This is a genomic window from Wolbachia endosymbiont of Drosophila mauritiana (genome assembly GCF_004795975.1).
Classification (GTDB): domain Bacteria; phylum Pseudomonadota; class Alphaproteobacteria; order Rickettsiales; family Anaplasmataceae; genus Wolbachia.
This window is the reverse complement of the sequence record NZ_CP034335.1, coordinates 606,300-618,919: the sequence shown is the minus strand read 5'-3', so window position 1 is coordinate 618,919 and position 12,620 is coordinate 606,300. Positions and strand designations below refer to the sequence as shown.

Below are 12,620 nucleotides of genomic sequence, written 5' to 3'. Positions count from 1 at the left end.
TATTAATATAACGTTTATATTCACATGCTAATATTAGAATAATTTTTAAATCAAGGAGTATATTATATGGCAAAATATAGTAATAATTCGAACGATCAACCAAGCTATTATAATCTAAAATCACATCTTGACCTGCTCAATTCACTACCAAAAAATTCGGAAAGTCAATTGAGTTCTGAAACTTTAGCATATGGTGTGAGTGATACATTAGGAGGCTGGTTGGGCATAGATAAAGCAGCACAAAAAGCAGCAGAACAAGTAATATCTCAAATGGGTAACGATTTAAAACTAGAAGCTAGAAAAGCAGCTCAAGATGAAGTAAAAACAATAGAAGGAAAAATGCTAACTTTAGCTGAAGAGAAAGCTAATCAAATAGCTACCGAAAAAGCTAATCAAATAGAAAAAAAAATATCGACTTCAATTGATAACACAGTAAAGTCAGTAGAAGCAAATGCTGAAAAAGCAGCAAAAAATGCAGCTGAAAATGCAGTGAAAAAAGTAGGACCAGAAGTTGCAGATTTGCTAAAGCCAGAAATCAAAACTCAGGTAGAAGAAGAAGTAAAAAAATATACTGAAGAAAAAATTGAAAGCCTTATCAAACCTGAAATCACAAGCAAAATAGATTATATTGTCACTTCACAAAACAAAGAAGTAAGGAAGCTTTTAGAAGATGAAATGAATAAATTAATCGAAGATGCACATAAAAATTTGAATGGAAAAACAGATCAGATTACATGTGAACTCACAGAAGTAAAATCTGATCTCTTAGAAGCTAGTGCAAAAAGTTTCCTTGAGAGCGCAAAATTATTGTCTTTTGCTGCACAAGATGAAACATGTACAAACCAAGATCTAGTGTATTTCTAATCACAGCAGGGTTTTTATATTAAGGTTTTTATGGGTTGTCTAACCCATAAAAACCTGAGGATAAATGAAGAGAAAAGTATCTGTTAAGTTGCATGGCTACTGTGCAAAATATTGAAGCAAAAAGGTTTCATCCCAGTGCTTACTACCTTGTCATCCCAGTGCTCAAGCAACAAGGACAACATTGCAAATTTAGAGTTCAAAAGGGTTATTACTCGAGAACTACTGCGTCAGAAAGCTGGCGCTGAATTTGTATATAATGTTGATCTTGGAGGTTTTTATGAATAATAGTGAGAGAAAAGAGAAATTAGAAACTCGTATTCTATCAAGTAGAGGTAGGTCTTTACTTGACCATGAGCTACTGGAACGTAATCTATCCGCGTGTACAGAAGGAAGAGAAGTCGCCAAAAGGCTAATGGAGCTTTTTAGTAGTTTAGGAAGGGTAATTAATGCTGATTTTCATGAGCTAAAAAATGTTACAGGAATGAACGATGGAGCAATAGCAAGTATCTTTTGCCTGAAAGAGATTTTCGATAGGATATTGAAAGGTAAGTTAAAAAAGTTGTCGATTCTTGATAACAGAGAAGAGCTACTAAAATACTTTAAAACAGCAATAGGGCAGTCACGAAAGGAAAGCTTACGAGTGATATACTTAGATCGAAGTGGTCATTTAATATATGAGTATATTCAAGACTGTGGAACTATAGATAGAGTACCTCTGTATGTAAGGGAAATAATAAAGCAGGGGTTACTGATTGACGCAGCCTCCGTTGCAATTTCACATAATCATCCAAGCGGAGATATAGAATCATCAAAGGAGGATGAGGATAACACACTTACATTAGCTGCAACCTGTGAAAATGTAGGAATGAAATTGATAGATCATATAATCGTAACACAGAAGAGCCACTTTAGTTTTTATGATAGTGGTTTATTATAGTATGCTATAAATCAAAGAAGGAAAGTTCTCTAGCTTTCCTTCTTTTTTTTCCACTTTATGAATTAAGAAATTCACTGTAAGCTTGAACAGCTAAAATTAGTAATGAAAGGTGGAATTAGGCAAAAAAATAAAGGAACTGAGGTTATACTGTGGTTTAACACAAACTGAGTTAGGAAAGAGAATAGGCGTTTCGTATAGGCAGATACAAAGGTACGAGAATGGTTCAAATTACATTTTAGCCAGTAGACTATACGACTTAGCAAAAGCCCTATCGATTAATGTTGCTGATTTTTTTACTGATATGCATACCGACTCACATGAAAGTTACGATGAAGAAATACTAAAATTAGTCACAGGATATAACGAAATTAAGAGCAAAAGGTTGCGTAGTGTAGTTTATACGTTAGTAAAATCTTTTTCTCAAGGTTACAATGAGAGTTAGTATTGCTTTGATATATAAATTAAGATATTAACAAATGATTGTGCAAGCTGAACAACATCCTATCGATAAACAAATAGGGGAAAGAATAAGGAAAAGAAGGTTAATGTGTGGTTTTAGTCAAAGAGACTTAGGAAAGAAGCTTGGAATTTCATTTCAGCATATACAAGGATATGAAACTGGAGAGGTAAGGCTTGTAGTTGATAGATTGTATAATTTGGCAGAAGCTTTGTCAGTTGATATGTCATATTTTTTTACCAAAGCCTCTGAAGATTTGCATGATAAGGCCTTTCGTAGCGATGTGGGCAGCGAAGAAATATCCCGATTAGTAAGGGAATATAGAAAAATTAAGGATGAAGCATTGCGCGATATTGTTCATTTAGTGATTAAAGCTCTTGCTAACACAGGCTTCAAATGGGATGTTAAATGCACGTCAATCTCAGAGTAGAGAAGTTAAGGTATTGTTTCAGTATTCTTTCCTCAAGCCACCTAATCAGTTATTTGTACTTTTACTATAAAAAGACAGCAATTCCATTTTTTTAATTCTTTAACATGGATAGCGCTGTTTCGCGCAGGAAATTACTTTATTCCAGAAGACTGTATTCTATTTTGTAATTATTGAGTTTACTCTACTTTCCGGTCTTTTCTGTTTTCCTTTAATCCAAAACTTGCATTTTTAAAATAAATATTGCACTGTAAAATGTTTATACATAACCTATTAATGCAAAGAGCTTTTTGGTGAGGATTTTGTCAATTTTAGAGAGGGTTAGATGCCATCAGAGCAGTTTGAAAATATAAAACAAGCTATAAGAAATAATAATAACAGAAAAGTTGTAGAACTTATAAACGATAATGTGACTATTGCTGGGCATTCTGACGTAGATGGGTGGAATTTGCTACACTATACTGCTCAGTATGGCAACTTAAACGCTACAGAATTTTTAGCAAACTTAACAGATATAAACCTTATCGATGGTAAAACCAATGCTCAGCAGAAGCCTATACATATTGCTGCAGATAATGGACATACAAAAATCGTAGAGTTTTTTATTAATGAGAAAAAAATGGATGTTAATGATCCAGGAAAAGATTACGTGACGCCGCTTCACTATGCCGCTAAAAAAGGTGAACTTGAGATGGTAAAGTTTTTAGTAGGAAAAAACGCAACGATTGATGCTCTAGCTAATGGTGCTTGGACACCATTGCATTACGCTTCTGAAGAAGGTAAGTACTCAGTTGTGGTATTTCTCGTAGAAAATGGAGCAGATATTAGCAAAAAAAATCCTGATGGTAAAACATCATTACAGCTTGCTGAGGGAAAAGGGTATCAAACTATTAAGGACTTTTTAAAAAGTAAGGAATCAGAAAAGGAAAAGTTACGACAAAATAAAGCATTGCTTGATGCTGCAAAGGAAGGAAGTAGTAAAAAAGTTCAGGAATGTCTTAAAAAAGGAGAAATTGATTACAAAAATCAGAATGGTTGGACAGCCTTACATTATGCTTCTAATAGAACAGTAGATAATTTGGAATTTGTAAGGTTTTTAGTAGATAAAAATGCAGACATTAATTCTAGAAATTCTGATAATAATAAGCCTTTACACATTGCTGCAAGAAATGGACATGAAAATATCGTAAAGTTCTTTCTGGATGAAAAAAGATTAAGTGTTAATGACCCAGGAAAGGATAATTGGACACCCCTACATTATGCTGCTGAAAGTAATCGCGTTGATGTCGTTAGGTACTTGGTAGAGAAAAAGGAAGCAAATATCAATGCTAAAAATTATGGCAATGAAACTCCATTTGACCTCATTAAAGACAAGGACTATAAAAAAGTGAAAGAAATACTGCTAGGTAAGGCATTAATTGATGCCGTAAAGCAGAATGATATTACAGAAGTTGAAAATCTTATTCAGAGGAAAGCTAAAGTTAGCTATCTGTATGAAAGTAATAAGTGGACTCCATTACACTATGCTGCAAGCTTAGGTTATAAAGCTTCAGCAGAAGTGCTCATAGCAGAGGATTTAAGTGTTATTAATGCTAAAGACCATGAGAGAAATACGCCTTTACATATTGCTGCTGATCAAGGTCATAAAAATATTGTAGAGCTTCTTCTTGAAAAGGGAGCAAATATTGACGCTATAAATTCCGGTAACAAAACACCGTTACAATTAGCTAAAGAAAAAGACCATCAGGCAACAACACAGTTATTATTGAGTAAAGCATTGCTTAATTCAATAGAAGAAGGAAATATTAACAAGATCAGAAAATGCCTTGAGGAAGGAGCTGAAATTAACCGTGAAGATAATAACGGCTGGGCCCCGTTACACTATGCTGCTAATAAAAAAACAGAAGCTCAAGAGCTGGTGAGGTTACTAGTGGAAAGAGGAGCAAATGCTAATGCTACAACTAATGATGGAGATAAACCCTTACATATTGCGTCCAGCCATGCACATACAAAAGTTGTAAAATTCTTCATTGATGAGAAGGGACTAGATATTAATGATCAAGGAAAGGATAATTGGACACCGCTACATCATGCTGTTAATAAAGGTAGCAGCGATTTAGTAAAGTTTTTGATAAAAAAAGAAGCAGATATTTATGCTGAAAATTCTAATAGTGTAACTCCACTTGACCTTGCTCAACAGCTTTCCCAAGGTGAAAGCAATCGGCAAGAAGTTAAAGCAATGTTGCAGGGCAAGGCGTTGATTGATGCTATAAGGAAAAATGATGTATCAAAGGTCAGAAAATATATTCAAAATCTTAATTATTCATACGAGAAAAATGGATGGCAGCCGCTACATTACGCTGCTAGCTTAGGGTATAAAACGCTAGCAACAGAACTTATCAATAAAGATCCAAATGTTGTTAACGCTAAAGATTTTGACGGAAATACACCTTTACATCTTGCTGCTACTTATGGCAAAGGTGACGTGGTAGAGCTTTTTCTGAGTAAGCAAGCAAATATTGATGAAGTAGGAAAAAATAACTGGACACCGCTTCACTATGCCGTTTATGAAAATCGATTACCGGTAGTAAAATTTCTTATAGAAAAAGGAGCAAATATTGACGCTACGGGTTTAAGTGGAGAAACGCCATTGCAACTTGCTGTCGAAAAAGGAGATAGTCACAGGGAGGTGGCAAAGTTATTGCGGAGTAGAGAGCTATTCAACGCTGTAAAGGGAGATAACCTGGGTGATGACATTAATAAGATTAAAGGTCTTTTTGCAAATGAGATTGATGTTAACTATTCAGATCTAAATAACTGGACACCACTCCATCATGCTGCTCGCAACGGTTATACAAGAGCAGCAGAATTTCTGGTAGAAAAAAAAGCAAATGTAAATGCAAGAATAGATAGTAGGGAAAAACCTTTGCACATTGCTGCAAAAAATGGGCATAAAGATATTGTAGAGTTTTTTATCGATCAACAAGGATTAAGTGTTAATGAACAAGGGGAAAATAAGTGGACGCCCCTGCATTATGCTGCTGCAAGCAATAGCCTTAATGTTGTACAGTACTTGATTGAAGAAAAAGAAGCTACTATTGATAGCAAAGATAGAAATAATTGGACGGCTTTACATCATGCTTCTAAAGAAGGTCATATTGAGATTGTAAAGTTTCTTATAAAGAAAGGAGCGAATATTAATGCTCATAATTCTCAAGGAAAATTACCAGTAGATCTGGCAAGCGAGCCTGAAGTAATTCAATTCTTACTAAATGAAGGGTTGTCTGGCGCTGTAAAACAAAATAAAATATCGGAGGTGAGAAATTATCTCAACAAAGAAGTTAAAGGAATGAGGGTTAATACTGACTATAGGGATCAAAATGGCAGAATTTTCCTTCATCATGCTGCACGTCATGGTTACTCTGATGTAGTTGAGCTTTTAGTGCAAAGTTGGCCAGCTGTTAATGCAACTGATTTAAACAATTGGACTCCACTGCATTATGCATCTGAGGGCGGGCATCTAAAAATCGTAAAGTTTTTAACGAGAGAGCAGGCAGACATTAACATTAGAAATTCTGACGAGGACAAACCATTACACGTTGCAGCCAAAAGTGGGCATCAGCCAATAGTAAGATTTTTCATTGATAAGCGTGGAATGGATGTTAATGATTTAGGTAAGGATAACTGGACACCACTTCATTATGCTAGTGCAAACAACTATTCACAAACTGTAGATTTTCTTGTCAAAGAAGGTGCAGATATTACTATCCAGAATGCCCAAGGTAAAGCACCTTTAGAGCTTATAACTGGTAATCAGGAAATTGTCAGATCATTACAAAATGAGGCATTATTTGATGCTGTAGAACAAGGAGAGTATGCTCAAGTTCAAAGATATCTTGATAATGGAGCTGATCCTAACTCTCTGAGCGGTAATGATTGGACACTGTTGCATCGTGCAGCTGAAAAAGGTCATTTGCTAATAGCTTCGCTTCTAGTAGAAAGAGGGGCAAGCATTGATGCTGAAAATTTTGATGGGGACAAACCTTTGCATATTGCTTCACAATATGGCCACATAAACATTGTGAAGCTTCTACTCAACGGTAAAGTTAATGATAGAGGTAAAGATAATAAAACACCACTACACTATGCTGCTGAGAGCAATCACTTTGAAGTTGTTCGATATTTAGTAGGAGAAAAAGGTGCAGATATTAATCTTAAAGATGCTGATGGGGATAAACCTATGCATCTTGCTGTAAAGAATGGACATACGGATATAGTAAAGTTTTTTCTTGATAAAAAGCTCAGTGTTAACGATTTAGGTAAAGATAGCTGGACACCACTCCATTATGCTGCTGAGCAGGGCAGGTCGGAAGTTGTGGAGCTTTTGATAACAAGAGGTGCAAATATCAATGCAGAAAACTCTGGTGGCAAAACACCTCTACAACTTGCCCAGGATGAAGGAGTCAAGGAGTTATTGTTAAATAAAGCACTTTTTGATGCTGTGAAAGAAGAAAATTTAGTGAGAGTACAAGACTCTTTCAGAGATGGAGCTAATGTAAACTCTACTAACAGATGGGGATGGGGACTTTTACACGCTGCTTCTGTGAGAAATAATTTGCCATTGATCAGGTCTTTAGTGGAAGAGAAGGGAGCGAATATTAATGCTAAAAGTAGAGATGGGGATAAACCTTTGCATATTGCTGCCGAGAAAGGCTCTTTAGATGTTGTAAGATATTTTCTCAGTAGAAAAAATGGTGTGAATGAAGCAGATGCCAACATTAATGATAGGGGCAAAAATAATTGGACACCGCTTCATTATGCTGCCAAGTATAACCACCCTGAAGTTGCAGAGTTTCTCATAGAGAATGGTGCAGATATTAATGCAATTGACTATGATAATCTAACACCTCTGCAACTAGCTAATGAAGGGCCAATTAAAAGGTTATTACAAAATAAAACATTATTACATGCTGTAAAGCAGGGAAATTTAAATGATGTAGAAAGATACCTTGATAATGGAGCTAACGTTAATTATTCAGATAAGAATGGATGGACAGTATTACATGAAGCTGCAAGTAGAGGACATCTAAGAATTGCTCAGGCTCTAATATCAAGAGGGGCGAACATTAATACTAGAGATCAAAATGGCAACAAGCCTTTGCATATTGCTGCTGATTACGGTCGTAGAAACGTGGTAGAATTCTTTCTGAAAGAGGAAAGAGCTGGCCTTAGTGTTAATGATGCAAATAGAAATGGATGGACACCGCTTCACTATGCTGCAAGCAGAGGTGGTTTGGCAATTGTAGAACTTCTGATAACAAAGAGGGCGAATATTAATGCTCAAGATTCTAACGGAAATAAGCCTTTACATATTGCTGCAGATAACGGGCATAGAAGTATTATAGAATTTTTCCTCAGGTGGCATGGAGATGAGCTAAGTATTAACGATAAGGGTAATAATGATTGGACTATGCTGCACTATGCTGCTGATAAGGGGTATCCAGAGGTTGTAAAGTTTCTGATAGAAAAAAGAGCAGATATCGATGCTAAAAGTACTGACAACAAAACACCATTGCAACTAGCAAGTGGTAAAAATCATCAGGAAGCAGCAAGATTGTTACGTAATAAAGCATTATTCAATGCTGTAAAGCAAGGGGAGTTAAGTAAGGTTGAACAGTATCTTGCTGAAGGGGCTGACCCTAATTACAAAGATGAAAATGACTGGACACCGCTACACGATGCTGCTAGCAAAGGTTACATTGAAATCGTTAGGCTTCTGAAGGCGCAAGGAGCAAATGTTGATGCTAAATCTTATAATGCAAAGCCTTTGCATTATGCTGCTAGGAATGGATACGAAGACGTAGTAGCGTTTTTGATAGTAGGGAAAGAGAAAAGTGAGGGTGTTGACAGTCGTGGTAGGAATAATTGGGCACCATTACATTATGCTGCTAGACATGGACGCTTGGCAGTAGTAGAATTTCTGGTAGGAGAAGACGCGGATATCAACCTTAAGGATACTAACAGAAATAAGCCATTGCATGTTGCTGCTCAATATGGTCATACAAATGTGATGGAGTTTTTCCTAAGGAGAAACAGAGAAGGGTTGAGTATCGATGACAAAGGTGCAAGTGGAAAAACAGCTTTGCACCAAGCAGCTGAGAAAAGCCATTCAGCAGCTGTAGAATTTTTGATAGAGAAAGGCGCAGATATCAATATTCAAGATTCTGAAGAGAACACGCCATTGCAACTTGCAACTGACCATGAGATTATTAAATTGTTACAAGATAAGGCATTATTTAATGCCGTTAAGCAGGGAGATCGTGACCAGATTGGTGAATATCTTACTAGTGGAGCTGATGTTGATATGACTAATAAATGGGGATGGGGAATGTTGCATATTGCAGCAGAAAATGGCGACTTATCGATGATAAGGTTTTTACAAAGTAAAGGAGCGAGCCTAAACATAAAAAGCATTAGTGGTGAAAGCCCGTTACATGTTGCTACCAAAAATGGGTACAAAAATGTTGCTGAGTTCTTACTCGAACATGGAGTGAGTGCTAGTAAGCCAGACAAAAATAATAAAACGCCATTACATTATGCTGCAGAAGAAGGTTATTTTGAACTTGTCAAGTTACTAATAGAAAAAAGAGCAGACATCAACGCGAGGGATTCAGACGGTAAAACACCACTACAACTTGCTAAGGAAAAAGAGAATGGAGAAATTACTGAATTACTGTTAAATGAGGCTATGTTTCATTCTGTAGGAAGGAATGACATACAAAGAGTTAAAGATTATCTTAAAGAAGGAGCTGATGTTAATTATTCTAGTCACAATAACTGGACACCACTGCATTATGCCGCTTATAGAAACCACATAAAACTCATAAAACTTTTAGTAGAAGAAGGGGCAAATGTTAATGCTGGGTCTCATTACATAAAACCTTTACATATTGCTGCTCAATATGGCCATAAAGGCGTAGTGGAATTTTTGCTTAACAGCGGATCAAATATTAATGCTTCTGGTTGGAATAGCTGGACACCACTCCATTATGCTGCTGATTCTGGTCACTCAGAGGTTGTGAAGTTGCTTATAGAAAGAGAGGCGGATATTAATGTTCAAGATTTTCATGGCAAGACACCGTTACAACTTGCTACAGAAAAGCGCCACCTAGAAGTCGTAAAAACTCTTTCAAATGCAGGATTGTTTGATGCGATAAGTCAGAAAGATTTTAGAAAGGTTGAACATTATTTTAATATAGGTGCAGATGTTAACTCTAGAGATGATAATGACTTAACACCATTGCACAAAGCTGCTCAATGTGGTGATTTAGAGATTGTCAAGTTTCTTCTTAGAAAAAAGGCTTACACTAATGCTAGAAATAATAAAGATTACCTTACCCCGCTCCATGAAGCTGCTAAGAGTGGTAACTTAGAAGTTGTGAAACTACTTATTAACTTTAGATCAAATATTCATGATCAGACGATAAGTGGAGCAAAACCTTTGCATATTACTGCTGAGTATGGACATAAAGATATCGTAGAGTTTTTCCTCAATAGGGGATTAAGTGTCAATGATTTAGATAAGAATAAGTGGACGCCGTTACACTATGCTGCCAAGAGTGGTAACTTAGAAGTTATAAAGTTTCTCATCAGTAGAGGAGCAGATATCAATGCCAAAGATTCTAATAATTTAAAACCTTTGCATATTGCTGCTGAGTACGGTCATAAAGGTATTGTAGAGTTCTTTACTGTAGAAAAGCAATTAAGTGTTAGTGACCAAGATAAAAGTAGTAAAACATTGATGCACTATGCTGCTAAAAGTGGTAATTTGAGCGTTATTGAGTTTCTTGCAGGCAAAGGAGCAAATATTATTGCTTTTGATATTAACGGTGTGAGTCCTTTACATATTGCTGCTGAACATGGACACAAAAATGCTGTTGGGTTTTTCCTTAGCAGAGGATTGAATGTTAACTATCAAGATAAAGAGAGCCAAATACCACTACATTATGCTGCTAAAGGCGGTAATTTGGAAGTGATTAAACTTCTTGTAAGTAGAGGAGCAAATGTCAATGCTCAGGATTCTAGTAATGCAAAACCTTTGCATTATGCTGCTCAGTATGGTCATAAGGATATAGTAGAATTTTTTGTTGTCCAAAAGCAGCTAAGTGTTGATGACAAAGGCAAAGACAATTGGACACCTTTATATTATGCTGCTAAAGGCAGGAATAATAAACACATTGATGATGATAAACTTTTAGAGGTTATTAGGTTTCTTGTTCGTCAAGATAGAAACATCATCAATAATAAAGATGCTTACGGTGCTGGGCCTTTGCATATTGCTGCCCAGCATGGACACAAAGATGTCGTAGAATTTTTTATACAAAAAGAATTAAATGTTAATGATGCTGATTATCAGAAATTAACACCTTTGCATTATGCTGCCCTTCATGGTCGCTTGAGGGCTACTAAATCTCTAGTTGAAGAAGGTGCAGATATTAGAGCTGTAAGCAACGATGGAAAAAAACCTATACACTCTGCAGCTAGCAATGCACATAAAAATATTGTATTACTTTTTGTACAGCAGGGGCTAAGCATTAATGACCCAGATACTAATTTAATGTGGACGCCACTGCATTATGCTGCCCATTCTGGTAATTTGGATTTTGTCCAATCGCTTTTAGCTGAGGGAGCAAATTTTAATGCTGTAGATGCTGATAACGCAAAACCTTTACATATTGCTGCTGAACGTGGGTACCAAAGAGTTATAGAACTTTTAATAAACCAAGGAATGAATGTTAATGATTTAGGTCAGGACAATTGGACACCGCTGCATTATGCTGCAAGACATGGTCATCTGGAAACTGTAAGGTTTTTAGTAGAAGAGAAAGGAGCAAATTTTAATGCTGTTGATCTGAGTAGTAAAATGCCTCTACATGTTGCTGCTGAGAATGGACATAAAGACATTGTAAAATTTTTCCTTGATAAAGGAATAAGTGTTAATGCTGTAGGTGCAGATAATTGGACGCCTCTCCACTTTGCTGCTAGTAATGGTCATTTAGAAACCGTAAAATTTCTTGTGGAGGAGAAAGAGGCAAATATTGATTTTCTCAGTATTGATCATGAAAAACCACTTGATGTAGCTATTTCTGCAAACCATGTAAGTGTGGTAGAATACCTAAGGCAAGCTCTGGAAGAAAAAGAGCACAATTACGTTGCTAATATCAGGCATAGTCATCTTTTTGTAGACCAGCCTACTGTAGGTCAGTTTCAAAGTAGTGGGGCAAGCAGCAGGCATTCTTCGCTGATAGGTAGCTGGGTTTCTTGGGTAAAAGGTTGGATACCTAATACTGAACAGCCATTTTTACCAGGTAAGGTGGCCAGCTGTAAATCATCTACACCTATTATTCAAGAAAGGCTTAGGAATATTAGTAATGCAGACATGATGCTTTATTATGTATTATATAGCTGGTTCAATGGAAATAAATGCAACATGAAATGTAGAGCTTATGAAAGCAGTACTTTATCAAAAGAGGAGACAATAGGCTGTACTTTACGTATAGTGGAAAAGCTAGAGCAAGTAATGAAGCGAGCAGCTTGTAGCAGTGGTATAGCATGGAAATCAGTAAGAATTGATTTTTTAGAAGTACAAAAAACTATCACAGCAAAAATTACAAGTGGCAATTATGATACAATTGCTAGTCTTTTAGACTCATATGTAGAAAAGGCATTTTCACAAAATTTAAGTCAAAAGCAAATTGATGGATTTAAAAAAGCCTATAATGGTAAGAAAGATCGAATATTAAATAATGCTGATCTGCAAATCCAAGCTAGCATCCAAGTACCTACCTCTATACAAAGTGTTCTTATAGAAAAAGGTATCACAAATGAAAAAAGCAAAGAGACCTGCTACTCGTTATTAAAATAGCAGGTAGTAA

6 protein-coding genes are annotated in these 12,620 nt (G+C 36.1%); all 6 read left to right on the top strand.

What is annotated here, in order from left to right:
• The first annotated feature begins 66 nt into the window (after nt 1-66).
• Nucleotides 67-864, top strand: coding sequence for a hypothetical protein (locus EJB00_RS06390; RefSeq protein WP_225416312.1), 798 nt, complete (start codon nt 67-69; stop codon nt 862-864).
• A gap of 111 nt (nt 865-975) precedes the next feature.
• Nucleotides 976-1,149 carry a hypothetical protein gene (locus EJB00_RS06130; RefSeq protein WP_158675168.1) on the top strand — a complete coding sequence of 58 codons (174 nt, stop codon included), beginning with the start codon at nt 976-978 and terminating at the stop codon, nt 1,147-1,149.
• Nucleotides 1,142-1,801 carry a JAB domain-containing protein gene (locus EJB00_RS03050; protein WP_135352726.1) on the top strand — a complete coding sequence of 220 codons (660 nt, stop codon included), beginning with the start codon at nt 1,142-1,144 and terminating at the stop codon, nt 1,799-1,801. Before EJB00_RS06130 ends, EJB00_RS03050 begins: the two co-directional genes overlap by 8 nt.
• 109 nt (nt 1,802-1,910) lie before the next feature.
• On the top strand, nt 1,911-2,243 hold the full coding sequence (locus tag EJB00_RS03045) for a helix-turn-helix domain-containing protein (RefSeq protein ID WP_015588521.1): 333 nt from the start codon (nt 1,911-1,913) through the stop codon (nt 2,241-2,243).
• Between the two features lie 34 nt (nt 2,244-2,277).
• Entirely contained in the window at nt 2,278-2,688 is a 411-nt protein-coding gene (locus EJB00_RS03040) for a helix-turn-helix domain-containing protein (protein ID WP_015588520.1), read from the top strand.
• Between the two features lie 322 nt (nt 2,689-3,010).
• A complete protein-coding gene (locus EJB00_RS03035; RefSeq protein ID WP_135352725.1) occupies nt 3,011-12,610 on the top strand; it encodes an ankyrin repeat domain-containing protein in 9,600 nt (3,199 codons plus the stop codon).
• Nucleotides 12,611-12,620 lie beyond the last annotated feature (10 nt).